Origin of the sequence: Serratia sp. szju (assembly GCF_044594185.1) — a bacterium.
Lineage (GTDB): Bacteria > Pseudomonadota > Gammaproteobacteria > Enterobacterales > Enterobacteriaceae > Serratia > Serratia bockelmannii.
The window spans coordinates 3,408,593-3,433,639 of sequence record NZ_CP172576.1 but is presented as its reverse complement, the minus strand read 5'-3'; the positions used below and the strand labels follow the sequence as shown (position 1 = coordinate 3,433,639).

Annotated in this window: 22 protein-coding genes; 10 read left to right on the top strand and 12 right to left on the bottom strand. The window is 59.3% G+C overall.

Annotated elements, in window-relative coordinates:
• Positions 1–11 precede the first annotated feature (11 nt).
• Positions 12–857, bottom strand: coding sequence for an iron uptake transporter permease EfeU (gene efeU, locus RE418_RS16235; protein ID WP_049209047.1), 846 nt, complete (start codon positions 855–857; stop codon positions 12–14).
• Between the two features lie 245 nt (positions 858–1,102).
• Complete coding sequence (putP, locus tag RE418_RS16230; protein ID WP_025303234.1) at positions 1,103–2,587, bottom strand: sodium/proline symporter PutP; 1,485 nt, start codon at positions 2,585–2,587, stop codon at positions 1,103–1,105.
• A gap of 571 nt (positions 2,588–3,158) precedes the next feature.
• On the opposite strand from putP, the gene putA reads away from it, so the two are divergent.
• On the top strand, positions 3,159–7,130 hold the full coding sequence (putA, locus tag RE418_RS16225) for a trifunctional transcriptional regulator/proline dehydrogenase/L-glutamate gamma-semialdehyde dehydrogenase (protein ID WP_025303235.1): 3,972 nt from the start codon (positions 3,159–3,161) through the stop codon (positions 7,128–7,130).
• Between the two features lie 325 nt (positions 7,131–7,455).
• On the opposite strand, the gene tcyN is transcribed toward putA, so the two are convergent.
• From tcyN to RE418_RS16190, 7 genes are all read right to left on the bottom strand, one after another.
• On the bottom strand, positions 7,456–8,208 hold the full coding sequence (gene tcyN / locus RE418_RS16220; RefSeq protein ID WP_025303236.1) for an L-cystine ABC transporter ATP-binding protein TcyN: 753 nt from the start codon (positions 8,206–8,208) through the stop codon (positions 7,456–7,458).
• 3 nt (positions 8,209–8,211) lie between these two features.
• Positions 8,212–8,874, bottom strand: coding sequence for a cystine ABC transporter permease (gene tcyL, locus RE418_RS16215; RefSeq protein ID WP_025303237.1), 663 nt, complete (start codon positions 8,872–8,874; stop codon positions 8,212–8,214).
• Positions 8,874–9,674 carry a cystine ABC transporter substrate-binding protein gene (gene tcyJ, locus RE418_RS16210; protein WP_025303238.1) on the bottom strand — a complete coding sequence of 267 codons (801 nt, stop codon included), beginning with the start codon at positions 9,672–9,674 and terminating at the stop codon, positions 8,874–8,876. Before tcyJ ends, tcyL begins: the two co-directional genes overlap by 1 nt.
• A gap of 115 nt (positions 9,675–9,789) precedes the next feature.
• The gene (locus RE418_RS16205) at positions 9,790–10,782 is read right to left on the bottom strand and encodes a D-cysteine desulfhydrase (protein ID WP_025303239.1); all 993 of its coding nucleotides are present in this window, start codon (positions 10,780–10,782) and stop codon (positions 9,790–9,792) included.
• Positions 10,783–10,907: 125 nt separating this feature from the next.
• Positions 10,908–11,417 carry a flagella biosynthesis regulatory protein FliZ gene (fliZ, locus tag RE418_RS16200; RefSeq protein WP_025303240.1) on the bottom strand — a complete coding sequence of 170 codons (510 nt, stop codon included), beginning with the start codon at positions 11,415–11,417 and terminating at the stop codon, positions 10,908–10,910.
• Positions 11,418–11,472: 55 nt separating this feature from the next.
• Complete coding sequence (locus tag RE418_RS16195) at positions 11,473–12,195, bottom strand: RNA polymerase sigma factor FliA (RefSeq protein ID WP_004934752.1); 723 nt, start codon at positions 12,193–12,195, stop codon at positions 11,473–11,475.
• 182 nt (positions 12,196–12,377) lie between these two features.
• Positions 12,378–13,415: a flagellin FliC gene (locus RE418_RS16190; RefSeq protein WP_025303241.1), complete on the bottom strand. Its 1,038-nt coding sequence runs from the start codon at positions 13,413–13,415 to the stop codon at positions 12,378–12,380.
• Positions 13,416–13,696: 281 nt separating this feature from the next.
• Between RE418_RS16190 and fliD the strand changes: the two genes are divergently transcribed.
• The 4 genes from fliD (at position 13,697) to RE418_RS16170 (ending at position 17,071) form a co-directional block, all read left to right on the top strand.
• Positions 13,697–15,097 (top strand): flagellar filament capping protein FliD, encoded by a 1,401-nt coding sequence (gene fliD / locus RE418_RS16185; protein ID WP_197790865.1) that lies wholly within the window; start codon positions 13,697–13,699, stop codon positions 15,095–15,097.
• Between the two features lie 26 nt (positions 15,098–15,123).
• Positions 15,124–15,534 carry a flagellar export chaperone FliS gene (gene fliS, locus RE418_RS16180; protein WP_043138600.1) on the top strand — a complete coding sequence of 137 codons (411 nt, stop codon included), beginning with the start codon at positions 15,124–15,126 and terminating at the stop codon, positions 15,532–15,534.
• Entirely contained in the window at positions 15,534–15,902 is a 369-nt protein-coding gene (gene fliT / locus RE418_RS16175; RefSeq protein WP_004934765.1) for a flagella biosynthesis regulatory protein FliT, read from the top strand. Before fliS ends, fliT begins: the two co-directional genes overlap by 1 nt.
• A 308-nt stretch (positions 15,903–16,210) precedes the next feature.
• Positions 16,211–17,071, top strand: coding sequence for a helix-turn-helix transcriptional regulator (locus tag RE418_RS16170; protein ID WP_025303244.1), 861 nt, complete (start codon positions 16,211–16,213; stop codon positions 17,069–17,071).
• Positions 17,072–17,550: 479 nt separating this feature from the next.
• On the opposite strand, the gene RE418_RS16165 is transcribed toward RE418_RS16170, so the two are convergent.
• Positions 17,551–18,480 carry a LysR family transcriptional regulator gene (locus tag RE418_RS16165; protein ID WP_025303245.1) on the bottom strand — a complete coding sequence of 310 codons (930 nt, stop codon included), beginning with the start codon at positions 18,478–18,480 and terminating at the stop codon, positions 17,551–17,553.
• Between the two features lie 128 nt (positions 18,481–18,608).
• Here RE418_RS16165 and RE418_RS16160 point away from each other — a divergent pair, with 128 nt between their 5' ends.
• Positions 18,609–19,208, top strand: coding sequence for an FMN-dependent NADH-azoreductase (locus tag RE418_RS16160; RefSeq protein ID WP_025303246.1), 600 nt, complete (start codon positions 18,609–18,611; stop codon positions 19,206–19,208).
• Positions 19,209–19,381: 173 nt separating this feature from the next.
• Here the strand turns inward: RE418_RS16160 and RE418_RS16155 are convergent, their stop codons facing one another.
• Together RE418_RS16155 and fliE are read right to left on the bottom strand one after the other, a co-directional pair.
• Positions 19,382–19,585 carry a hypothetical protein gene (locus RE418_RS16155; RefSeq protein WP_141998313.1) on the bottom strand — a complete coding sequence of 68 codons (204 nt, stop codon included), beginning with the start codon at positions 19,583–19,585 and terminating at the stop codon, positions 19,382–19,384.
• A gap of 77 nt (positions 19,586–19,662) precedes the next feature.
• Positions 19,663–19,977 carry a flagellar hook-basal body complex protein FliE gene (gene fliE / locus RE418_RS16150; protein WP_025159836.1) on the bottom strand — a complete coding sequence of 105 codons (315 nt, stop codon included), beginning with the start codon at positions 19,975–19,977 and terminating at the stop codon, positions 19,663–19,665.
• Between the two features lie 315 nt (positions 19,978–20,292).
• Here fliE and fliF point away from each other — a divergent pair, with 315 nt between their 5' ends.
• Genes fliF through fliI form a run of 4 tightly spaced genes read left to right on the top strand, consistent with a single transcriptional unit; the run spans position 20,293 to position 25,040 of the window.
• Complete coding sequence (gene fliF, locus RE418_RS16145) at positions 20,293–21,993, top strand: flagellar basal-body MS-ring/collar protein FliF (RefSeq protein WP_049209054.1); 1,701 nt, start codon at positions 20,293–20,295, stop codon at positions 21,991–21,993.
• Entirely contained in the window at positions 21,990–22,982 is a 993-nt protein-coding gene (gene fliG / locus RE418_RS16140; protein ID WP_025303249.1) for a flagellar motor switch protein FliG, read from the top strand. The genes fliF and fliG overlap by 4 nt, the downstream gene beginning before the upstream one ends.
• Entirely contained in the window at positions 22,975–23,679 is a 705-nt protein-coding gene (fliH, locus tag RE418_RS16135) for a flagellar assembly protein FliH (protein WP_025303250.1), read from the top strand. Before fliG ends, fliH begins: the two co-directional genes overlap by 8 nt.
• Complete coding sequence (gene fliI, locus RE418_RS16130; protein ID WP_004934781.1) at positions 23,679–25,040, top strand: flagellar protein export ATPase FliI; 1,362 nt, start codon at positions 23,679–23,681, stop codon at positions 25,038–25,040. Before fliH ends, fliI begins: the two co-directional genes overlap by 1 nt.
• The last annotated feature ends 7 nt before the right edge of the window (positions 25,041–25,047 follow it).

Sequence of the window (25,047 nt, the reverse complement as noted above, 5' to 3'; positions counted from 1 at the left end):
CCTATTAAACATTAATGATTGATTTTACGTTGCGCCGGGGCCGCTGCCGGCTCCGCGCGCTGCGGCAGGAAAAAGAAAATCAGCGCCGGGATCAGATACAGGAAGTAGACCGCCACTTCGCTGACCGTCGGGGCTTCCTGATAACCGAGAATGCCTTCCAGCAGGGTGCCGAACAGCGAATGGGTCGACAGGGTGTTGCTGAAATCGAAGGCGATGTCCTGGAAATGGTTCCACAGACCGGCTTCGTGGAAGGCGCGGATCGCCCCGGCGGCCAGGCCGGCGGCGACGAACAAAATGAACAGGCTGGTCCATTTGAAGAATTTGGCCAGGTGCAGCTTCACACCGCCCCAGTAAATCATCATGCCCAGCACGATGGCGGCAACCAGCCCGAGCACCGCACCGATCGGCGCCGCGGCGCCCACGTCTTGCTGAAACGCCGCCAACAGGAAGAACACTGACTCCAGCCCTTCTCGCGCTACGGCGAAGAACACCATCGCCACCAGCGCCCAACCCTGCCCTTTACCGGCGTTAAGCGCCTGATCGATCGCGCCTTCCAGATGCACCTTGACCGATTTGGACACCTTACGCATCCAGAACACCATATAGGTGAGGATCAGCACCGCCACCACCGCCACGATGCCTTCAAACAGCTCCTGCTGTTTTTGCGGGAACTCGCCGGTGGTCTCATTGATGAAGATGCCGAGCGCCAGACACAGCGCCGCGGCGACAATCACGCCGATCCACACCGCACCGAGCCATTGGCTGCGCTGCGTGCGTTTCAGGTAGCTGGCGATCAGGCTGACGATCAACGCAGCCTCCAGCCCCTCGCGGAACATGATAAGAAAGGGAACGAACATAAATAAACACCCCTGAAAAGACCGCGGCGGCAGAGAAAACTGACTCGAAATGAGCGGCGGCAACTCTGTAAAGAAACGTAAAATACAACGAGAGTGATTATCATTCTGCCAAGAAGAAATACAAGAGGCGCAAGCGTGATTTTTTCTAATCAAATGTCGCCAGGTGTTACAGCTGAGTGACAGTGGCGAACAGGCAAAAAGAAGGGGCGCTCTGCGCGCCCCTTGCTGACTGACATCGAACAGCGTTATACCGTTTTGTACTCGGCTTCCGCCTGATCGAAACGTTCGGTCATGGTGGCGGAAGGTTGGCGGCCCATCAGGCTCACAACCACGATGGCGAAACAGCCCAGAATAAAGCCCGGGATGATTTCATACAGGCCCAGCCATTCATACTGTTTCCAGACGATCACCGTCACCGCACCGACCAGCATGCCGGCCAGCGCGCCGTTGCGGGTCATGCGCGACCACATCACCGAAATCAGCACCACCGGGCCGAAGGCGGCGCCAAAACCGGCCCAGGCGTAGCTCACCAGCCCCAGCACGCGGTTCTCCGGGTTGGCCGCCAGCGCGATGGCGATCAACGCCACCACCAGCACCATCACGCGGCCGACCCACACCAGCTCGCGCTGGCTGGCACCTTTACGCAGGAACGCCTTGTACAGGTCTTCGGTGATCGCGCTGGAGCACACCAGCAGCTGGCAGCTCAGGGTACTCATGACCGCCGCCAGAATCGCCGACAGCAGCACGCCCGCTACCCATGGGTTAAACAGCAGCATCGCCAGTTCGATGAACACGCGTTCGCCGTTCTGCGACACGTTACCGGCTTGATCCGGGTTGTTGGCGAAGTAAGCAATGCCGAAGAAACCGACGGCGATGGTGCCGGCCAGGCACAGGATCATCCAGGTCATGCTGATGCGACGCGCGCTGCGGATGGTGCGGTGAGAATCCGCCGCCATGAAACGCGCGAGGATGTGCGGCTGGCCGAAGTAGCCCAGGCCCCATCCCAGCAGCGACAGGATGGCGACGAAGTTCAGCCCCTTCAGCATGTCGAGGTTGGCCGGGTTCTGCGCCTGGATCACCAGCATCGAGGTATCGATGCCGCCGACGGCGAAGATCACGATCACCGGCGTCAGGATCAGCGCGAAAATCATCAGGCTGGCCTGCACGGTGTCGGTCCAGCTCACCGCCAGGAAACCGCCGATAAAGGTGTAGAGGATGGTCGCTGCGGCGCCGGCCCACAGGGCGGTTTCGTAGCTCATGCCGAAGGTGCTTTCGAACAGGCGCGCGCCGGCCACGATGCCGGAGGCGCAGTAAATGGTGAAGAACACCAGGATGACGATGGCCGAGATCACCCGCAGCAACTTGCTGTTGTCTTCAAAGCGGCTGGTGAAATAGTCCGGCAGCGTCAGGGCGTTGTTGTTGGCTTCGGTATGTACGCGCAGCCTTCCTGCCACCAGCTTCCAGTTCAGGTAAGCGCCAATGGTCAGGCCGATGGCGATCCAGCTTTCGGAGATGCCGGAGAGGAAGATGGCGCCCGGCAGGCCCATCAGCAACCAGCCGCTCATGTCGGAAGCGCCGGCGGACAGCGCGGTCACCACGCTGCCCAAACTGCGACCGCCGAGAATATAGTCATCAAAGTTGTTGGTTGCCCGGTAGGCAAGCAGGCCGATCAGCACCATCCCGAAAATGTACACCAGGAAGGTCACCAGCATAGGTGTGCTCATTGTCATTTAATTCTCCACTTTCATTATTATTCGCGTTTCGCTCCGGCCAAGCCGGCGCCGGTAAACCCACGCGCAATGCATTTCACTGGCCGCCGCGCCGGAACGTGGCGCAGCCTGCGAGCAAGTGCAGGTAAAATAGTTTCTGCCCGTAATTGTTGACCGTCGGTTATCCTAGATGAGCCTTTCATCAACCAACAAGATATTTAACAACAAAGTTACACAAAGTTTACCCTGCGTCACATTTACTGGGCTCAAAGGTTGCACTCACGACAAACAAAATGAGTTGCACCCTGCTATTACCCTCATATACCGCAAGGTAAAGCGCCTGCGGCGTAATAAACCCCGCCGCGTTCGCTCAATAACGCAACATTCGTGCCAACTGCCTGTGTTAAAAAATCGATGAAACTCACACTTCGTTCATCCGCCTGATTTAACAAGGTTGCACAAAGTTGCAACATGCAGGATATTGTCTGCATTCTTGACACCACACATCACACGAACCTATCCCAACAGGCTTTCCAGCCTGCTGTTTGTCTAGCCTGATGGGATAGGTTCTAAACACAGGAGTTGGATAGGCATGGGCACTACCACAATGGGCGTGAAACTCGACGAGGCAACACGCGACCGGATCAAGAGCGCCGCGCAGCGCATCGATCGCACGCCGCACTGGCTCATCAAGCAGGCCATCTTTAATTACCTCGAGCGTCTCGAGAGCGGTACCGATATTCCTGAAATTCCAGCGCTGGCCGCTGCGGGCCAGCCTGAAGCGGACGACATTATGCCGCAAGCGCAGGAAGAGTCACACCAGCCATTCCTCGATTTCGCCGAACAAATTCTGCCACAATCGGTGACCCGCGCCGCCATCACCGCCGCCTATCGTCGCCCGGAGACCGAAGCGGTGCCGATGTTGCTCGAACAGGCGCGATTACCTGCCGATCTTGCTCAGGCTACTCACAAAATGGCCTACGGCATCGCCGAGAAGTTGCGTAACCAAAAAAGTGCAAACGGCCGCGCCGGCATGGTGCAAGGCCTGCTGCAAGAGTTCTCCCTCTCCTCGCAGGAAGGCGTAGCGCTGATGTGCCTGGCGGAAGCGCTGCTGCGCATTCCGGACAAACCGACCCGCGATGCCCTGATCCGCGACAAGATCAGCAACGGCAACTGGCATTCGCACCTCGGGCGCAGCCCGTCGCTGTTCGTCAACGCCGCCACCTGGGGCCTGCTGTTCACCGGCAAGCTGGTGTCGACCCATAACGAAGCCAATCTGTCCCGCTCGCTGAACCGCATTATCGGCAAGAGCGGCGAGCCGCTGATCCGCAAAGGCGTGGACATGGCGATGCGCCTGATGGGCGAACAGTTCGTGACCGGCGAAACCATCGCCGAGGCGCTGGCCAACGCGCGCAAGCTGGAAGAAAAAGGTTTCCGCTACTCCTACGACATGCTGGGCGAAGCCGCCCTGACCGAGGCCGACGCCCAGGCCTACCTGGTTTCCTACCAGCAGGCGATCCACGCCATCGGCAAAGCCTCCAACGGCCGCGGCATCTATGAAGGCCCCGGCATCTCCATCAAATTGTCCGCCCTGCACCCGCGCTACAGCCGCGCGCAGTACGAACGCGTGATGGAAGAGCTTTACCCGCGCCTGCTGTCGCTGACCCTGCAGGCACGCCAGTATGATATCGGCATCAACATCGACGCCGAAGAGGCCGACCGACTGGAAATCTCGCTCGATCTGCTGGAGAAACTGTGCTTCGAGCCGCAGTTGGCCGGCTGGAACGGCATCGGCTTCGTGATCCAGGCCTACCAAAAACGTTGCCCGTTCGCCATCGACGCGGTGATCGACATGGCACAGCGCAGCCGCCGTCGCCTGATGATCCGTCTGGTGAAAGGCGCTTACTGGGACAGCGAAATCAAACGCGCCCAAATGGACGGCCTGGAAGGTTATCCGGTTTACACCCGCAAGGTGTACACCGACGTATCCTACCTGGCCTGCGCCCGCAAGCTGCTGTCGGTGCCGAACCTGATTTATCCGCAGTTCGCGACCCACAACGCCCATACGCTGAGCGCCATTTATCACCTGGCCGGCAATAACTACTACCCTGGCCAGTATGAGTTCCAATGCCTGCACGGCATGGGTGAACCGTTGTACGAACAGGTAGTGGGCAAAGTGGCCGACGGCAAACTGAACCGCCCTTGCCGCATCTATGCACCGGTCGGCACCCATGAAACGCTGCTGGCTTACCTGGTGCGCCGCCTGCTGGAAAACGGCGCCAACACCTCGTTCGTCAACCGCATCGCCGACGCCACCCTGCCGCTCGACGAGCTGGTGGCCGATCCGGTCAGCGCCGTGGAAGCGCTGGCGGCCAGCGAAGGCCAGATTGGTCTGCCGCATCCGCGCATTCCGCTGCCACGCGAGCTGTATGGCGAGAAACGTACCAACTCCAGCGGCCTGGATCTGTCCAACGAACAGCGTTTGGCTTCGCTGTCCAGCGCCCTGCTCACCAGCGCCAGCCATCCATGGCGCGCGGAACCTATCATCGATGCCGAGTTGGATCAGGGCGTCGAGCAGCCGGTGATCAACCCGGCAGAGCCAGGCGATGTGGTCGGCTACGTGCGTGAAGCCACCGAAGGCGAAGTCAGCCGTGCGCTCGACGCCGCCGCGGCCGCCGGCCCAATCTGGTTCGCTACGCCGCCGACGGAGCGCGCCGCGATCCTCGAACGCGCCGCCGAGCTGATGGAGAGCCAGCTGCAAAGCCTGCTGGGCATTCTGGTGCGCGAAGCGGGTAAAACCTTCAACAACGCCATCGCCGAAGTACGTGAAGCGGTCGATTTCCTGCACTACTACGCCGGCCAGGTACGCGACGATTTCGCCAACGACAGCCACCGCCCGCTGGGCCCGGTGGTCTGTATCAGCCCGTGGAACTTCCCGCTGGCGATCTTCACCGGCCAAATCGCCGCCGCGCTGGCGGCGGGCAACAGCGTGCTGGCCAAACCGGCCGAGCAAACGCCGCTGGTGGCCGCGCAGGCGGTGCGTATCCTGCTGGAAGCCGGCATTCCGCAAGGCGTGCTGCAGCTGCTGCCGGGCCAGGGTGAAACCGTCGGCTCAACGCTGGTTAACGACGCCCGCGTCCGCGGCGTGATGTTTACCGGCTCCACCGACGTCGCCGGCATTCTGCAACGCAGTATCGCCGGCCGTCTGGATCCGCAAGGCCGTCCGACGCCGCTGATCGCCGAAACCGGCGGCCTGAACGCCATGATCGTCGACTCCTCCGCCCTGACCGAGCAGGTGGTGACCGACGTGGTGGCCTCCGCCTTCGACAGCGCCGGCCAACGCTGCTCCGCGCTGCGTATCCTGTGCATTCAAGAAGACGTGGCCGAGCACACGCTGCAAATGCTGCGCGGCGCGATGGCCGAATGCCGCATGGGCAATCCGGAGCGCCTGTCGACCGACGTGGGCCCGGTGATCGACGCCGAAGCCAAAACCGGCATCGAACGCCACATCCAAGCGATGCGTGCCAAAGGCCGCAAGGTGTACCAGGCCGCCAAAGGCAGCGCGCAGGATGAGAAAGAGTGGGCGCGCGGCACCTTCATCAAGCCGACGCTGATCGAGCTCGACAGCTTCGACGAGCTGCAGAAAGAGATCTTCGGCCCGGTGTTGCACGTGGTGCGCTTCCAGCGCAACAATCTGGACGCGCTGGTCGATCAGATCAACGCCGCCGGTTATGGCCTGACGCTGGGCATTCACACCCGTATCGATGAAACCATCGCCCGGGTGACCGAACGCGCCAAGGTCGGCAACCTGTACGTCAACCGCAACATGGTCGGCGCAGTGGTCGGCGTGCAGCCGTTCGGCGGCGAAGGCCTGTCGGGCACCGGCCCGAAAGCCGGCGGTCCGCTGTACCTGTACCGTCTGCTGGCCAACCGCCCAGACGACGCGCTGCAACGTACACTGCACCGTCAGGACGAAGAGCGCCCGATGGAAGCCACCGCACGGCCGCAGCTGCTGGGTGCGCTGCAATCGCTGGAGAAATGGGCGGTCACCAGCCAACACGGCGAACTGGCGGCATTGGCGCAGCGCTATGCGGAACTGGGCCAGGGCGGCACCGTACGCCCGCTGCCGGGCCCAACCGGCGAGCGCAATACCTATGCCCTGTTGCCGCGTGAACGCGTGCTGTGCCTGGCGGATAACGAAACCGACGCGCTGACCCAGCTGGCCGCCGTGCTGGCGGTTGGCAGCTGCGTGCTGTGGCCGGAAGCGGAACTGCAGCGCAATCTGTTCCGCCGCTTGCCGAACGATGTGCAGGCGCGCATCGCCTTCAGCAAAGACTGGCAGCAGGATAAGGTCGAGTTCGACGCCGCCATCTACCACGGCGATGCCGACCAGCTGCGCACCCTGTGCGAGCAGATCGCGCAGCGCGGCGGCGCCATCGTTTCGGTGCAGGGCTTCGCCCACGGTGAAACCAACATCCTGTTGGAACGCCTGCTGATCGAACGTTCGCTGAGCGTCAACACCGCCGCCGCCGGCGGTAACGCCAGCCTGATGACCATCGGTTAACGCATCGTCAAGGCGGCCATGCATCGCCGCCTGATTTGCTCACCGCTACGCAAACCCTGCACTCGTGCAGGGTTTTTTATTGCCCCCAGGCGGATCAGCCGTTAGCGCCTTATTATCCTTACAGGGTGGGGCGTCGCTCTTGGACGATAACAACATAGACGGATTATTCTGTTTGAAAGCCGCGTCAGAGCGCTACGAGACGCATTGACTTTCGGGATCGGCAATATTCGGAATACGGCAGCCGCAGCGAATTTCTCGCCGCCGCCGCGCGAAACGAATGGTTGAAAGCGGAGTGAATGCGGTCGGGGGAAACGCCCCCGACGCCTTATTGATTCCGGAACTTGTCGAGGAATTGCTGGGTGCGCTGATGCTGCGGATTGGCGAACAGCGCTTTGGCCGGGCCCTGTTCAACAATGCGGCCGTGATCCATAAAGATAACCCGGTCGGCCACGTCGCGGGCGAAGCTCATCTCATGGGTGACGATCACCATGGTGCGTTTCTCTTCCGCCAGTGAGCGCATGGTATTGAGCACTTCCCCCACCAGCTCGGGATCGAGCGCCGACGTCGGCTCGTCGAACAAAATCACCTCCGGCTGCATCGCCAGCGCGCGCGCGATCGCCACCCGCTGCTGCTGCCCGCCGGACAGACGCCGCGGATAAGCCGCCTCTTTGCCGCTCAGGCCCACCTTGGCCAGCAACGCGCGGGCGCGCTGTTCAGCGCTGGCTTTCGCCTCGCCTTTAACGATAACCGGCCCTTCGATGATGTTTTCCAGCACCGAACGGTGCGGAAACAGGTTGAAGTTCTGGAACACGAAACCGACCTGCTGACGCAGCGCGCGCACCTGATTTTTCTGTTTGCTCAGCGGCTTGCTGCCGTCGATCTGAATATCGCCGACGCGAATAGTGCCGGAATCCGGCTCCTCCAGCAGATTGATGCAGCGCAACAAGGTGGTTTTCCCCGAACCGCTCGGCCCGATGATCGCCACCACTTCACCGGCGTCCACCGCCAGATCGATCCCATGCAGCACCGTCTGACCCTTGAACTGCTTGGTCAATTGCTTAACTTCAATGGCACTCATGCGTTACTCCTGATCCTGGCGATTAACGTGGGCTTCCAGACGGTTTTGCAGTGCGGAAAGCAGGGTCGCCATCACCCAGTAAATCAGCGATGCCGCCAGGTACATGGTGAACACTTCCAGCGTGCGCGAGGTGATCAGCTGCGCCTGGCGGAACAGTTCCGGCACCTGAATGGTGGCGGCCAGCGAGGTGTCCTTCACCAGGCCGATAAAGCTGTTGCCCAGCGGCGGCAAGGCGGTGCGCGCCGCCTGCGGCAGGATCACCCGGCGCAGGGTTTGCCAACGGGTCATGCCAATGCTGGCGGCGGCTTCCCACTGCCCTTTATCGATCGACGAAATCGCCGCGCGCAGCGTTTCCGAGGTGTAGGCGGCGGTATTGAGCGACAGGCCAATCAGCGCCGCCGGGAAAGGATCGAATTCGATGCCGAACTGCGGCAGACCGTAATAGATCATAAACAGCTGGGCAATCAACGGCGTGCCGCGGAACAGCGACACGTAAATACGCGACAGCCACGACAGCGGCCACAGCGGCGAAAGGCGCATCAGCGCCAGCAGAAAACCGAGTAACAAGCCTAGCGCCATACCGCCCAGGCTGAGCTGAAGCGTCAGTATTGCGCCCTTCAATAAAAATGGCGCTGAATCCAGCGCCAGTTGAATACTTTCGTGCATTATTTAGTTACGTCCGCGCCAAACCATTTCTCGGAGATCTTCGCCAGCGTGCCGTCTTTTTGCATCTCGGCGATCGCCTGGTCAATCGCGGCCAGCAGCTCTGGGTTGTTCTTGCGCAGCGCCACGCCGGATTCCTGGCGAGAGAACGCCGGGCCGGCTACCGCCAGCGTATCGCCGGTTTTCTTCACCAGATCCAGCGCCGCCAGGCGATCCACCAGAATGGCGTTGATGCGGCCAACGCGCAGATCCTGATACTTGGTCGGATCGTCGTCGTAGGTGCGCACGTCTACGCCCTGCACGTTCTCGCGCAGCCATTGCTCATAGTTGGTGCCCAGGCCAACGCCGACCTTCTTGCCCTTCAGGTCTTCCGGCTTGGTGATGGTGCCTTCGTTGCCCTTTTTCACCAGCGCCTGAATACCGGAAACGGTATACGGAGTGGAGAAGTCATATTTCTTCTTGCGCTCATCGGAGAGCGTCACCTGGTTGATGACCACGTCGATACGTTTCGAGTCCAACGACGCCAGCATGCCGTCCCACTTGGTCGGGTTCAGCTTGGCTTTCACGCCCAGATGTTCCGCCAGCGCGTTGGCGAAATCCACTTCAAAACCGGTCAACTTGCCGTCTTCACCCTGGAAGCTGAACGGCGGATAGGTGCCTTCCAGCCCGACGATCAGCGTGCCGCGCTGTTTCACCTGCTGCAGCAGGTTATCAGCGGCGTAGGTTTGAGTCGTCACACCGGCGGCCAACGCAATACCCACCACGCCCAACAACCATTGACGACGAACTTTCGCAAACATCATAAACACCCCTGTGTGTTATTTATCTTTTTTGATATCAGCACTTTAACAGTGCGACCGCCCGCATAAAGGAATATAACTTTATAAATATAGTTCAAAATGGAATAACAAGCGGTTTTTACACCTGCGGATGGTAGGCGAACAGCGCCGGCGCACCACCGGTGTGAACGAACAGAATAGGGCCCTCATCGCGGAAGCGCCGCTGGGCGATGCCGTCGATCAAACCGGCCATCGCTTTGCCGGTGTATACCGGATCCAGCAACACGCCCTCTTGCTGCGCCAGCAGCTGAACCGCCGCCATGCCCTCTTCGTTCGGCATGCCGTACTGCGGCGCGAAATAATCGTCCCACAGCGCGATCGGCGCCAGCTCGTCGATATTCAGCGAACAAGCCAGGGCTTTCTGGATCTGCTCCACCTTCGGCAGTTGATCGATCACGGTGCGCGAGACCGTCACGCCGATCAACTCGGTTTCCGGCAGCAGCTGTTGCAGCCCCACTGCCAGCCCGGCGTGAGTGCCGGCGCTGCCGGACGCCACCACCACAGAACTGAACGCCACGTTGCTGCGTTGGCTCTGTTCGGCGATTTCCAATGCGCACTGCACGTATCCCAGCGCACCCAGCGCATTGGAGCCGCCCACCGGCACCACGTAAGGCCGGAACCCCTGCGCCTCAAGGCGCGTCGCCAGTTCCGCCAGCTGTTGCTGCGGATCGTGCAGCGCTTCGCACATCACCACCTCGGCGTTGAACAGGCCGAGCAACAGGCGGTTGCCGTTGGTCAGATAGTTTTCCGCGCGGGTGTCGATAGGGTTTTCCAGCAGCGCGACGCAGTGCAGGCCCAGCTTCGCCGCCACCGCCGCCGTCTGGCGCACGTGGTTGGATTGAATGGCGCCGGCGGTGACCAGCGTATCGGCGCCTTGTCGCAGCGCGTCGGCGGCCAGAAACTCGAGCTTTCTCAGCTTGTTGCCACCCATGGCCATTGGAGTGACATCGTCACGTTTGAGGTAGATTTCGCGGCCGAGGTAATCGGAGAGACGGGACAGCTTTTCGAGCGGTGTGGCGGTGCCAACCAGATCCAGACGCGGAAATTGCGCCAGTTGTTGTTGCAGGTTCACTACTTCCCCCCAGGGAATCGAATATCAACATCTGATAACCGATAGATTTAGCAGATGTGAACTGAATAATCATCCTTTATCACGGGGGAAACAGCAGGCCCCGGCCCAACGGCCGGGGAAAAGTCTCAGTAGCTGCGCTGCCAGGCGAGATACTGATCGTATTTGCGCAGCGCAATGCGGTAGTTATTGTGCGCCGCGGTAGGCAGATCGTCGATGATGCGCTGATGGCTGGCGCTGCTGGCGAATTTATCCGCCGGATAATTGCGCGCCACCAGCATTTCGTCCAGCCGGCGCAGCCGCACTACATACTCACGGATGGTGCTGTGGCTCATCTCGGTCTGTTCGAACAGATACTGCTTGAACGCCATGATGTCGAAATAGCTCGGGTGGCTGTTGCAGGAGATCTCGCTGCAAAAGCGGCACAGTGCGGTCAGCTCGTGCTGCACGTTTTGCCAGACCGCATCGTCGATCGGCTGATCCATGCGCGCGATGGCTTCTTTATTGATAATCTTGCCGCGAAACACCAGCGCCATGCGGTCCAACAGTTTGCCGCACTGGGAGCAATGGGTCTGGCTGTGCTTGTAGTCTTTCAGGTAACGGCTAAGCGGCCGTTTCTTCAACAGTATTCCTGGCATAAAGGGCAGTCCGATTGTCGCATGAGTCATCGAGTTGAGGGGCAGCGGGTCGCCGTCAGGTATCGTTCGCCAGCCGCGCACGCAGCCGTTTGATCGCCTGACTGTGCAGTTGGCTGACGCGGGACTCCCCGACGTCCAGCACGGCGCCGATCTCTTTGAGATTCAACTCTTCCTGGTAATACAGCGTCAGCACCATTTTTTCGCGCTCCGGCAACGCCTCGATGGCGTCAATCACTCGTTGGCGCAGGCTGCCTTCCAACAGGTGATGCAGCGGGTTGGCCTCTTCATGCCCTTCCAGCATCGGTTCCGCGTTCTCGCCATGCTCCTCGCGCCATTCGTCGTAGGAGAAAAGCTGGCTGTTATTGGTGTCCAACAGAATTTGACGGTACTCATCCAGCGAGATATTCAGCGTCTGCGCCACTTCCGTCTCGCTCGCCGGGCGGCCGTAACGCTGTTCCAGTTGCCGCATCACCTGCGCGACCTCGCGCGCATGGCGCCGCACGCTGCGCGGCACCCAGTCGCGGCTGCGCAGCTCATCGAGCATCGCGCCGCGAATGCGCTGCACCGCATAGGTGGTAAAGGCGGTTCCCTGTAGGGCGTCATAACGCTCAACGGCGTTCAATAGCCCGATTCCCCCGGCCTGCAGCAGGTCGTCAAGCTCCACGCTGGCGGGCAGCCTGACCTGCAGGCGCAACGCCTCGTGGCGTACTAACGGCACGTAGCGCAGCCAGAGAGAATTTTTGTCCATCACGCCTTCGGCGGTATACAGATCGCTCACTATGTCTTAAACCTGCGGATAAGAGAGTCAGCGCTATTATGCGTAGGGGGCGAAATGCCAATCGGCTGAACAGTCGCACAAAACAGGCTTTATTTGCGCCATGTAATAACCGCGCGGTGCGCGAGCATAAAAAAACCCCGCCGAAGCGGGGTTTCTTTGCGACAGTTAATCGGGAGAGACGATTAACGCAGCAGGGACAGAACGTTCTGAGTAGACTGGTTAGCCTGTGCCAGAACAGAGGTGCCAGCCTGTTGCAGGATGTTGGCACGGCTCATGTTGGACACTTCGGTCGCGTAGTCAGCATCCTGGATACGGGACTGAGAAGCGGACAGGTTGTTCACGGTGCTGTTCAGGTTGTTGATAACAGAATCGAAACGGTTCTGTACCGCACCCAGAGAAGAACGCAGGCCGTCAACCTGTGCCAGCGCTTTGTCCAGAGTGTCCAGTGGCGTTTGTTTCAGATCGGCATCTGCACCAGCAGTCACTTTACCATCATCAGCGATGGTTGCGGCTTTATAAGTTTTAGCACCATCTGAAGCGGTGGTTTGGACATAGAAAGCTTCCTTGCCGTCTTTATCTTTGGCAGTTACTAAAGCTTCGCCATCTTTCAGACCCGATGTTTTAGAATCGTAAGTGATGTCTTTAGTACCGTTATTGATTGTAGCGCCGTCAGCGATAGCTACTGGTTTTGCAGTTACATCAAATTTTTCCAGGCCCAGTTGCTTAGCGTCGATTTTTTTCAGGTCGATATCGATGGTTTCACCGTCGTTAGCGCCAACCTGAATGGTCAGTTTCTGATCGCTGCTCAGCACTTTCACGCCGTTGAAGTCAGTTTGTTCGGAGATACGGTTGATCTCTTTCAGGCGCTGAGTGATTTCGTCCTGGATAGAGTTCAGGTCGCTGGTGGAGTTGGAACCGTTCTGCGCCTGTACGGTCAGACGACGGATGTTCTGCAGGTTGTCGTTAACTTCGTTCAGTGCGCCTTCAGTGGTCTGCGCCAGAGAGATACCGTCGTTGGCGTTGCGAGAAGCCTGAGTCAGGCCTTTGATGTTCGCGGTGAAACGGTTGGAGATCGCCTGACCCGCAGCATCGTCTTTCGCGCTGTTGATACGCAGACCGGAAGACAGACGCTCAATCGCAGTGCCCAGAGAAGACTGAGATTTGTTCAGGTTGTTCTGCGCCATCAGCGACAGGCTGTTAGTGTTGATTACTTGTGCCATTGTTTGCTTTCCTTACGAGTCAGTTGCGTTCTTCGCAACACGGTTAAAAGGTTCGGGCTTATTTGCCCACGGCGTCAACCACCGTCCCCTCAGGTATCGGCCCTCCCCTAACAACCTTTAGCAATTTTTTAAAATTTTTTGCGTCTGCGGCAATGGCAGAAATAACGCGGTTTTTCCCTCCTCTATTGCGCCATCAGTTTTTTGCTTTTATCGGTAAACTTTTTCATCACTGGGCCGATAACGCGTAAAGCGAATAAAGTCATCATCAAGGAGAATTACTCATGGCAACGATCAGTTCATTAGGTCTCGGCTCAGGACTCGACCTCAACGGCTTGCTGGATAAGCTGACCAAAGCGGAACAACAGCGCCTGACCCCTTACACCACCAAGCAATCCAGCTATAACGCCCAGTTGACCGGTTACGGCACGCTGAAGGGCGCGTTGGAAAAGTTCGACAACCTCAGCAAAGAGATGGCGAAAGAGGACTTCTTCAAGGCCACCACCGCCACCGAACACGACGCCTTTAAAATCACCACCAACGCCAAGGCGGTGCCGGGCAACTATGTGGTGGAAGTGAAGAACCTGGCGCAGGCGCAAACCCTGACCACTCAGGCGAAAGTCAGCGACCAGGGCGCCAAGTTAGGCACCGAAGGCGCCACCGACCGCTCCCTGACCATCACCGCCGGCAACCCGCCGAAAGCCACCAAGATCCCGCTGAGCGACGATCAAACCTCGCTGGTTGAGATGCGCGACGCCATCAACGGCGCCAAGGCCGGCGTCACCGCCAGCATCATGCGCGTCGGCGACAACGACTACCAGTTGGCGATCAGCTCCTCCACCACCGGTGAAAACAACAAGATTTCCCTCCAGGTCGATAATGACGACAAGCTGGGCGATATCCTGAACTACAACGCCACCCGCGGCACCACCACCGCCATGAAGCAGACGGTCGCGCCGCAGGATGCGGAGCTGATGGTGAACGGCACGGCCATCAAACGCAGCACCAACTCGATCAGCGATGCCCTGCAGGGCGTCACCATCGATTTGAAAACCAAAACCAAAACCGATGAACCGCAGCACCTGGTGATCAGCACCAACACCGCCGGCACCACCGACAAAATCAAAGAGTGGGTCGACAGCTATAACTCATTGCTGGATACCTTCAACGCGTTGTCCAAGTTCACCCCGGTGAAAACCGGCGAAGCGCCAAACCCCAGCAACGGTCCGCTGCTGGGCGACAACACCCTGCGCGGCGTTCAGTCGTCGATCAAAAGCGCCCTGAGTGCAGCCCAGGACAACCCGGAGTTGAAAGGCCTGGGCAACCTCGGCATTTCCACCAACACCAAAACCGGCAAGTTGGAAATCGACAGCGCCAAGCTGAAGAAAGCGATGGATGAGAAGCCGGATCAGGTCAGCAACTTCTTCGTCGGCAACGGCAAAGACACCGGCATGGCCACCGAGATCCACAACCAGATCCAAAGCTACATCAAATCCGGCGGCATCATCGAGAACTCGACCAAAAGCATCAATACCAATCTCGATCGCCTGAACAGCCAGATCACCACGGTCACCGCCAGCATTCAGAACACCATCGATCGTTATAAACAACAGTTCGTTCAGCTGGATACCATGATGTCGAAAATGAACGGCACCAGTAACTATTTGGCTCAACAGTTCAAGTAACCCTTTAACAAGGTAAAGAAAACAGCATGTATAACCGTAGCGGCACTCAGGCCTATGCGCAGGTCAGTCTGGAAAGCGGCGCCATGAGCGCCAGCCCGCACCAGTTAATCGTGATGTTGTTCGACGGGGCGCTCAGCGCCCTGCTTCGCGCACGCATCCTGATGAACCAGGGCGATATCGCCGGCAAAGGTATGGCGCTGTCCAAAGCCATCAATATCATCGACAACGGCCTGAAAGGCGGCCTCGATCCTCAGCAGGGTGGCGAGATCGCCGAAAACCTGGCGGCGTTGTACGACTATATGAAGCGTCGGCTGATGCAGGCCAACCTGCACAACGACGAAGCGGCGATCGCCGAAGTGGTCAAACTGCTGGAAAACATCGCCGACGCCTGGCGCCAGATTGGCCCTAACTACCAACCTTCGCAGGACGCCATGTAATGGAACGTCAACAGCAGCTGTTAGCCGCTTATCAACAAATTTATAGCCTGAGCAGCCAGATGATCGCGCTGGCGCAAACCGGGCGCTGGGAGGAGCTCGTCGAGCTCGAATTCGCTTACGTGACGGCGGTGGAAAAAACCGCCGCCTTCACCGGGCAAGCCGGCCCGTCAATGGCCTTGCAGGAGATGCTGCGCAATAAGCTGCAACAGATCCTCGACAACGAAACCGAGCTCAAACGTCTGTTACAGCAGCGGATGGATGAGCTGAAGATGCTGATCGAACAGTCCACGCGCCAGAACGTGGTCAACAATACCTACGGCCAGTTTCATGATCGTGCGCTGTTGCTGGGGGAACCACAGGTCCGATAAGATCGACAATACTGACGAAAATGGATTAAATAGCACTATGCGCTATTACTCTCGGGTTACGTTAGGATATTAATCTATGGCATTTGAATTATTCAGTTTATGGGTAATTGGTAAAATGCGCGCTTCGAGCCTGGCTCTCACTTTAATGGATAAACATTATCCCGACACGGACGTTTTCTGTTCAGCAGGAAATTGATTTTTGATAGATAAAACACGCCGCTGTGTTTCACGGCCCATGGAAAAATGTTGCTCCAACGCGGATCAAAGCGTAAAGATATTCTCAGATAATGGCTGCGAAATGAATATCGATGGAACGTACAATTAATCTCTGTCCAGGAATTGGCGCCTCAGCGCACATCATTCAGCATACTGAATTATTATTCCCTTCAGTCTATTTTGAGCAACCACATCTGTATCTGATACAACAAGGCCATAAGCGCGTACGCTGGCAACAACACGAGGTGGTGGCTCATGCCGGCGAGCTGTTGATTATCGACGGGGGGCAAACGGTGGATATTATTAATGGCCCATCCGCAGAAGGTGTTTTCAGCTGCCAGTTGCTGACCTGCGATCCACGGCTGCTCACGATTCAGCCTCCGGCTGAGGAAGCGCCGACGCCAATGCCGTTCGATGCCGTCCTGGCGCTGCGCAACCTGCCCTGCGCCCTGAAGCACAGTTTTGAGACGACCAGCCTGGCGCTGGCGCTCCGGCAGCGGTTTCCCACCATCATCGTGCGGCACAAAATGCTGGAAATTCTGCTGTGGCTGGCCCAGTTCGGCATTCGCTTCATCCACAACGAAGCCAAAGACCTCACCCAACGCGTGCGTCGCTGCCTGGCAACCGATCCGCACAGCATTTGGACGGCGGCCAAAGTGGCGGAAAGCCTGTCGATGAGTGAAGTGATGCTGCGCCGCAAACTGTCGATGGAAAATACCGCATTGCGTAATCTGATGATCGACGTGCGCATGAGTAGCGCGCTGGCCCTGCTGCAGTCGACCGACTGGCCGATCTCCGCCATTGCGCAACATGTCGGCTATGAAAGCGCATCACGTTTCGCCGAACGTTTTCGCAAACGTTTCGGTTTCGCCCCTACCGCTATTCGCGGTCATCAAAGGATTATGGAACCCGGCTCTCAAGGCATTGAGTCGCTGGTCGCCGGAGAAACCTAAATAGACGCGTAACAAAATGGCTTTATTTGACACAGATCCCTAACGATTGTCACACCGCCGAGATACGCTACGCAACGTTCATCCGCCGAAGAGCGAAATAAATGATGCGTAATGAAAAGCGATTATTTTCTCTAGCAATCACGTTGTTGGGGCTGTGGCTGTTGGTATTGTTGTATGAAGAAGACATGATGCGTTTACTTGCCGCACAATAAAACGGCCAGGCTTTTTATCGCCTGGTCAGACTTCAGTCCAGTTTAACCAGAACGCCAATTAATACGGCAAGTACCGTCAGCATTAAAATACTGATCAGACGCCATCTGGATTCGCTTTTCGTGCTCATTGACCTGCCTCGAATAATAACCCTACTAATCAGGCTATAATAAACGGTCACCTGCGTATTCAATAAGCCTGACAGCACCGTTTTCGCCCCTCTATTCGGTAGATTAGCGCCCATTCCTTGTCGGTTGCGACACCGGCCATTAGCACGGCAATACCGGTGGTGCCACAAGCGCCAATTTCCCCGGTAGCTCCGCCACCAGTTTTTCCACCGCCAGCCGCACCTTGAGCGGCTGGTAAGGCATATAGGGCCACACGGCATTCACCGGAAAACTGAGGCTGGATCCACCGCGCATGATTTCCACCAGCGTCCCTGCCATCAGCCGCTCGCGTACCAGCCACTCCGGCAGCCAGGCAATACCGGCTCCGGCGGAAACGGCATCGACGATCCCCTGCATGTCATCCATCATCATCTTGGCCGGTGGCCTGAACGACTGCAGCTCACCGTTTTCGCCGCGAAGTTGCCAGGGCAACACGGCGCCGGCGTGCAGATACCCCACCGCCTGGTGTTGGCTTAACGCGTCCAGCGTGCTCGGTTCACCACTGCGCCGCAGGTAGTCGGGCGAGGCGCACAGCAGCATGCCGTGTTCGCCCAGGCGCCGGGCAACCAAACTGCCGCTGTCCGCCAGTTCGCCGATGCGAACCGCCAGATCGAACCCCTCATCGATCAGATCGATCCTGCGGTCGTTGAACGAAATTTCCAGCGTCAGTAAGGGATGCTCATTCGCCAGTGCCGTCATCAAGGGTGCAATGCACAGATGGCCGAACAACACCGGCATCGAGATCCTGAGCCGGCCTCGGACCTGCATCTTGCCACTGTCCAACTGGTTTTCCGCCGCCTGAACGTTCGCCAACGCCTGCCGGCAGTGCTCATAGTACAACGCCCCTTCATCCGTCAGGCTCAGGCTGCGCGTCGTGCGCATAAACAACATCACGCCCAGCCGCGCCTCCAGACGCGACACGATTTTGCTGACCGCAGAACGTGTCAGATGCAGTTTTTCTGCGGCGGCGGCAAAACTGCCGCCTTCCGCTACGGCAACAAACGCCGGCAGTGCGCTGAGATCGCTTTTCATCTTAATGCTTCCAAATTGGAATCAATTAAGTGAAAACCTATCACCACTGGTGAGCATCAGGCAATGGTAACCTGCAGTCATTCCGGAGTCCCGGTGAAAACCACAGATTACCGTCAGAGGACAACAGCATGAAAAAAATACTGGTACTCAAATCCAGCATTATGGGAAACGACTCGCAGACCAATAACCTGATTGACCACTATCTGGCGGCGCGTCGGGCCAAAGGATATGAAGATCAGATCGTCGAACACGATTTGACGGCCTTGGATCTGCCGGTATTGGACGGCGAGCTGTTCGATGCGCTGCGAGGCGCAGAAAACATCAGCCCACGCGCCAAAGCGACGGTAGCGCTCTCCGACCGGCTGATTGCCGAACTGAAAGGGAGCGATCTGCTGCTGATCGGCGCGCCGATGTATAACCTCAACGTTCCAACCCAGCTGAAAAACTGGTTCGATCTGGTGGCCCGCGCCCGGGTGACGTTCAACTATACCGCCACTTACCCAGTGGGGCTGGTAGAAGGCGTCAATGCGCTGGTATTCAGTTCACGCGGCGGCATACACGCCGGCCAGCCGACCGACGCCGTGACGCCGTACCTGCGCTCGGTGATGGGGCTGATGGGGATCGGCGACGTGCAGTTTATCTATGCCGAAGGGCTGGATATGAAACCGCACGGCCTCGCTCAGGGGTTGGCGAACGCCCGCGAGCGGATCGCAGAATTGGCAGGCTGAAGCAAACGCACAGCAGCATTGATTTGTTATAACATAACAAATATGATAACCGCGTCGGCACCACTTCGAGCGGGCGTCGACGCTCCTACATCACATACATAAATGTTTTATCGCACCTTCAGCCAGCTATTTCGATAGCTGGTTTTTTTTGCCTATTGGCTGAAGTCGTGACTTCAGTATTGCCGGGCAGCGCGTTTCATTTCTCGCTCGCCGGGCGACTGCGTTTTCACCGACAGTGGCGCGACAAACGCTTTCCATTCTTTGCCGGCGTCCTGATGAGCCGCGTTTTTTTGTGCCGATGAATAGTCATCGTTTTGCCCGGCGCATCCAGACAACGCCATGATCCCCAGAGCAAGATACAGCGATTTGTACATCATCCTATCCCGATAAATGACCGTCGCTATAGGGTAACAGCGCCGACCCAAATTTCACTGAAAAATGATCGGCACGTTCATCACACCGGCATATTCATAATATCCTGGTAGGCCGCCACCAGCTTGTTGCGCACCTGTACGCCCAGCTGTAAAGACACCGACGATTTCTGCAGATCGACCATCACATCGTTCAGGCTGATGCCCGGCACGCCCAGTTCGAAATCCTGCGCCTGTTTGCGCGCCGTTTGCTGGGTCTCGCTGATCTTGCCGAGCGCCGCGGTCAGTTCGCTGGCGAAGCTGACGCCCTGCGGCGCCGCATTCTGCCCCATCTTGCCGGCCTGAACCGCCATGGTCTGCATCTGCTGCAGTACCCCTTCAATGCCCTGAATCGCCATCTGATCCTCAATCATCTCGTCTCGCCGGGTGACGTTTTCACCCTGCACTTCTCCAATGATGCACACCCTAGCACAGCGTTTTCAGACCTAAAGCGGTTAATTAACTGCAAAAAACCCGGCTTATCGGGCAATCGGAATCGTCTGATAAGGCGAATAATGGCCTGCCCAGAAATGGGAGCGCCGCTATTTAGAAGATATGTGTATCAGGGAGTCTGTTTTGTCACACAACGCTAACCATACCGTTCATCAGCCTGGCAGGGAGCTGCTCAGCCGCCCATACGGGATCGTGAGCGCCATTGAAGGACGAGACCTAAAATGAGTGCTTCGATAACCGCCGGCGAAAGCCGCGACAACGGCCTGCAAGCCATCTGGAATCGTCTGCGCGCCAACCCGAAAATTCCGTTGCTGGTCGCCGCTTCCGCCGCGATCGCGATCGTCGTCGCGCTGCTGTTGTGGGTGAAAAGCCCCGACTACCGCGTGCTGTACAGCAATCTGAACGACCGCGACGGCGGCGCCATCGTCACCCAGCTGACGCAGATGAATATCCCTTATCGCTTTGCCGAAAATGGCGCAGCGCTGCTGATCCCGGCGGAAAAAGTGCATGAAACCCGTCTGCGCCTCGCGCAGCAAGGGCTGCCGAAAGGCGGCGCCGTCGGTTTCGAACTGCTGGATCAGGAAAAATTCGGCATCAGCCAGTTCAGCGAGCAGATCAACTATCAGCGCGCCCTTGAAGGCGAGCTGTCGCGCACCATCGAGTCGCTGGGGCCGGTGCAAAACGCCCGCGTTCACCTGGCGTTGCCGAAACCTTCGCTGTTCGTACGCGAACAGAAATCCCCTTCCGCGTCGGTGACGCTGACCCTGCAACCCGGCCGTGCGCTGGACGACGGCCAGATCAACGCCATCGTTTATATGGTGTCGAGCAGCGTCGCCGGCCTGCCGCCGGGCAACGTGACCGTGGTCGACCAGGCTGGCCGCCTGCTGACGCAGTCCGACGGCACCGGGCGCGATCTCAACGCCTCGCAGCTGAAATACGCCAACGAAGTGGAAAACGGCTTCCAGCGCCGCATCGAGGCGATCCTCGCCCCGGTGGTCGGCAGCGCCAACGTGCGCGCGCAGGTCACGGCGCAGATCGACTTCGCCACGCGCGAACAAACCGATGAACAGTACCAACCTAACCAACAGCCTGACAAAGCCGCTATTCGCTCTCAGCAAACCAGCCTGAGCGAGCAGATCGGCGGGCCACAGGTGGGCGGCGTGCCAGGCGCGCTGTCCAATCAGCCAAGCGCACCGGCCACCGCGCCGATTGAGACCGCCAAGCCGGCCAACGCCGCAGGCAACAATGCCAATGCCACCGCGCAAAACGCCGCAACCACCCGCAGCGCGGCGGCCAACGGCGTACCGCAAAATACCCGTCGCGACGCGACCACCAACTACGAACTCGACCGCACCATTCGCCACACCCAGCAAAAAGCCGGCACCGTGCAGCGTCTGTCGGTCGCCGTGGTAATCAACTACCTCGGCGTAGATAAAGACGGCAAACCGCAGCCGATGAGCAAAGAGCAGTTGGCGCAGATCGAAGCGCTGGTGCGTGAAGCGATGGGCTACTCCAGCAGCCGTGGCGATACCCTGAACGTGGTCAACACGCCGTTTACCGACAGTCAGGTGACCGGTGGCGAACTGCCGTTCTGGCAAAGCCAGTCGTTTATCGATCGCCTGATCGACGCAGGCCGCTATCTGCTGGTGCTGCTGGTGGCCTGGCTGCTGTGGCGCAAACTGGTGCGGCCACAGCTGCAACAGCGCCAGGCGGCGCAACAGGCCGCCATCGCCGCCGCCAATGCCCCTGCCGCCAAACCGGCCGACAGCGGCAAACCGAGCAACGAGGAGCTGGCGCAGCGTCGTAAATCGCAGCAGCGCGTCAGCGCAGAAGTCCAGAGCCAGCGGATCCGCGATCTGGCTGATAAAGACCCACGCGTGGTCGCTCTGGTAATCCGCCAATGGATGAGTAACGAGATATGAGCCTGACCGGAACCGACAAAAGCGCCATCTTGCTGATGACGCTGGGTGAAGATCGCGCGGCGGAGGTGTTCAAGCACCTCTCCTCGCGCGAAGTACAGCTGCTGAGCGGCACCATGGCCGGCATGAGCCAGGTTTCGCACAAACAGCTCGGCGAAGTACTGACCGAGTTTGAAGACGACGCCGAGCAATACGCGGCGCTGAGCGTCAACGCCAGCGACTATCTGCGCTCGGTGCTGGTCAAGGCCCTGGGCGAAGAGCGCGCCGCCAGCCTGCTGGAAGACATTCTCGAATCGCGCGAGACCACCACCGGCATGGAAACGCTCAACTTTATGGAGCCGCAGAGCGCTGCCGATCTGATCCGCGACGAACACCCGCAGATCATCGCCACTATTCTGGTGCACCTCAAACGCGGCCAGGCGGCGGATATCCTGGCCCTGTTCGACGAACGTCTGCGCAACGACGTGATGCTGCGTATCGCCACCTTCGGCGGCGTGCAGCCGGCGGCGTTGGCGGAGCTGACCGAAGTGCTGAACAACCTGCTCGACGGCCAGAACCTCAAGCGCAGCAAAATGGGCGGGGTGCGCACCGCCGCCGAGATCATCAACCTGATGAAAACCCAGCAAGAAGAAGCGGTCATCGACGCGATGCGCGAATACGACGGCGAGCTGGCGCAGAAGATCATCGACGAGATGTTCCTGTTCGAAAACCTGGTGGAAGTCGACGATCGCAGCATCCAGCGTCTGCTGCAGGAAGTGGAAGGCGAGTCGCTGCTGATCGCATTGAAAGGCGCCGAACAGCCGCTGCGCGAGAAGTTCCTCAAGAACATGTCGCAACGCGCCGCCGACATCCTGCGCGACGATCTGGCCAACCGTGGGCCGGTGCGCATGTCGCAGGTGGAGAACGAGCAGAAAGCCATCCTGTTGGTGGTAAGACGCCTGGCGGAAACCGGCGAAATGATCATTGGCGGCGGCGAGGACACCTATGTCTGATCGCATTAACACCCTGCCCTGGCAGCCCTGGTCGCTCAACGATTTGGGTGAACAGAAACCGGCGTTCGACCTGCCGCCGCTGCCGGATCTCGAACAAAGCGATCCGTCGCCGGACGCGCAGGCCGAATTGCAACAGCAGCTGGCGACGCTGCGGCTGCAGGCTGAGCAACAGGGCCAGCAGTTGGGCTATGCCGACGGCCAGCAAAAAGGCTATGAAGCCGGTTTTCAGTCCGGTCTGGAAGAAGGCCGTCAGCAAGGGCTGCTGGAAGCGCAGCAGCAGCAACAGCCGCTGACCGCCCACTGGCAGCAGTTGGTTACCGAATTCCAGCACACGCTGGACGCGCTCGACAGCGTGATCGCTTCACGGTTGATGCAGCTGGCGTTGACCGCCGCCAAACAGGTGCTGGGCCAGCCGCCGGTGTGCGACGGCACCGCCCTGCTCGCGCAGATCCAACAGCTGATCCAGCAGGAGCCGATGTTCAACGGCAAGCCGCAGCTGCGGGTCCACCCGGACGACTACCCCCGCGTCGAGCAACAGTTGGGGGTTACCCTCAGCCTGCACGGCTGGCGCCTGTTGGCGGACGGCGAACTGCATCCGGGCGGCTGCAAGGTCAGCGCCGAGGAAGGCGATCTCGACGCCAGCCTGGCGACGCGCTGGCATGAACTGTGCCGCCTGGCGGCACCGGGAGAAGTCTGATGACCGCGCGTCTCGGCCGCTGGCTGAGTTCTCTGGATACGCTGGAAAAACGCATCGCCCGCGCGCCGACGGTGCGCCGCTACGGCCGCCTGACCCGCGCGACCGGGCTGGTGCTGGAGGCTACCGGCCTGCAGCTGCCGCTCGGCGCGACCTGCCTCATCGAACGGCACGACGCCGGTGAAGTGCAGGAAGTGGAAAGCGAAGTGGTCGGCTTCAACGGCCAGCGGCTGTTCCTGATGCCGCTGGAAGAAGTGGAAGGTATCGTGCCGGGCGCGCGGGTTTACGCCCGCATCGCGCCGGAAGGCCAAAGCGCCGGCAAACAGCTGCCGCTCGGCCCGGCCCTGTTGGGACGGGTGCTGGACGGCAGCGCCAAACCGCTCGACGGCCTGCCTTCACCGGAAACCGGTTACCGCGCGCCACTGATCACCGCGCCGTTCAACCCCTTGCAGCGCACGCCGATCGAGCAGGTGCTGGACGTGGGGGTGCGCACCATCAACGGTCTGCTGACCGTCGGTCGCGGCCAGCGCATGGGCCTGTTCGCCGGCTCCGGCGTCGGCAAGAGCGTGTTGCTCGGCATGATGGCCCGTTATACCCAGGCGGATGTGATCGTCGTTGGCCTGATCGGCGAGCGCGGCCGCGAGGTCAAAGACTTTATCGAGAACATTCTCGGTGCCGAAGGCCGGGCGCGCTCGGTGGTGATCGCTGCGCCGGCGGACGTATCGCCGTTGCTGCGCATGCAGGGGGCGGCCTACGCCACCCGCATCGCCGAAGATTTCCGCGATCGCGGGCAGCACGTGTTGCTGATCATGGACTCCCTTACCCGCTACGCCATGGCGCAGCGTGAGATCGCCCTGGCCATCGGCGAACCGCCGGCGACCAAAGGCTATCCGCCTTCGGTCTTCGCCAAACTGCCTGCGCTGGTGGAACGCGCGGGTAACGGCATCAGCGGCGGCGGTTCCATTACCGCCTTCTACACCGTATTGACCGAAGGGGACGATCAGCAAGACCCGATCGCCGACTCGGCGCGCGCCATCCTCGACGGCCACGTGGTGCTGTCCCGGCGCCTGGCGGAAGCCGGCCATTACCCGGCTATCGACATCGAAGCGTCAATCAGCCGCGCCATGACGTCGCTGATCGACGAAGAGCATTATCGCCGGGTACGCACCTTCAAGCAGATGCTGGCCAGCTATCAGCGCAACCGCGATCTGATCAGCGTCGGCGCCTACGCGGCCGGCAGCGATCCGTTGCTGGACAAAGCGATGACGCTGTACCCGCAGATGGAAGCGTACCTGCAACAGGGCATCTTTGAACGCAGCGGCTACGATGAAGCCTGTCAACAGCTGCAGCAGTTGATTGTTTAACGTCACC

Excerpts from the sequence above, each read along its gene's own strand:
- efeU (WP_049209047.1), bottom strand. The coding sequence starts at position 857 with ATGTTCGTTCCCTTTCTTATCATGTTCCGCGAGGGGCTGGAGGCTGCG.
- putP (WP_025303234.1), bottom strand. The coding sequence starts at position 2,587 with ATGACAATGAGCACACCTATGCTGGTGACCTTCCTGGTGTACATTTTC.
- putA (WP_025303235.1), top strand. The coding sequence starts at position 3,159 with ATGGGCACTACCACAATGGGCGTGAAACTCGACGAGGCAACACGCGAC.
- tcyN (WP_025303236.1), bottom strand. The coding sequence starts at position 8,208 with ATGAGTGCCATTGAAGTTAAGCAATTGACCAAGCAGTTCAAGGGTCAG.
- tcyL (WP_025303237.1), bottom strand. The coding sequence starts at position 8,874 with ATGCACGAAAGTATTCAACTGGCGCTGGATTCAGCGCCATTTTTATTG.
- tcyJ (WP_025303238.1), bottom strand. The coding sequence starts at position 9,674 with ATGATGTTTGCGAAAGTTCGTCGTCAATGGTTGTTGGGCGTGGTGGGT.
- fliZ (WP_025303240.1), bottom strand. The coding sequence starts at position 11,417 with ATGCCAGGAATACTGTTGAAGAAACGGCCGCTTAGCCGTTACCTGAAA.
- RE418_RS16190 (WP_025303241.1), bottom strand. The coding sequence starts at position 13,415 with ATGGCACAAGTAATCAACACTAACAGCCTGTCGCTGATGGCGCAGAAC.
- fliD (WP_197790865.1), top strand. The coding sequence starts at position 13,697 with ATGGCAACGATCAGTTCATTAGGTCTCGGCTCAGGACTCGACCTCAAC.
- fliS (WP_043138600.1), top strand. The coding sequence starts at position 15,124 with ATGTATAACCGTAGCGGCACTCAGGCCTATGCGCAGGTCAGTCTGGAA.
- fliT (WP_004934765.1), top strand. The coding sequence starts at position 15,534 with ATGGAACGTCAACAGCAGCTGTTAGCCGCTTATCAACAAATTTATAGC.
- RE418_RS16170 (WP_025303244.1), top strand. The coding sequence starts at position 16,211 with ATGGAACGTACAATTAATCTCTGTCCAGGAATTGGCGCCTCAGCGCAC.
- RE418_RS16165 (WP_025303245.1), bottom strand. The coding sequence starts at position 18,480 with ATGAAAAGCGATCTCAGCGCACTGCCGGCGTTTGTTGCCGTAGCGGAA.
- RE418_RS16160 (WP_025303246.1), top strand. The coding sequence starts at position 18,609 with ATGAAAAAAATACTGGTACTCAAATCCAGCATTATGGGAAACGACTCG.
- RE418_RS16155 (WP_141998313.1), bottom strand. The coding sequence starts at position 19,585 with ATGATGTACAAATCGCTGTATCTTGCTCTGGGGATCATGGCGTTGTCT.
- fliE (WP_025159836.1), bottom strand. The coding sequence starts at position 19,977 with ATGGCGATTCAGGGCATTGAAGGGGTACTGCAGCAGATGCAGACCATG.
- fliF (WP_049209054.1), top strand. The coding sequence starts at position 20,293 with ATGAGTGCTTCGATAACCGCCGGCGAAAGCCGCGACAACGGCCTGCAA.
- fliG (WP_025303249.1), top strand. The coding sequence starts at position 21,990 with ATGAGCCTGACCGGAACCGACAAAAGCGCCATCTTGCTGATGACGCTG.
- fliH (WP_025303250.1), top strand. The coding sequence starts at position 22,975 with ATGTCTGATCGCATTAACACCCTGCCCTGGCAGCCCTGGTCGCTCAAC.
- fliI (WP_004934781.1), top strand. The coding sequence starts at position 23,679 with ATGACCGCGCGTCTCGGCCGCTGGCTGAGTTCTCTGGATACGCTGGAA.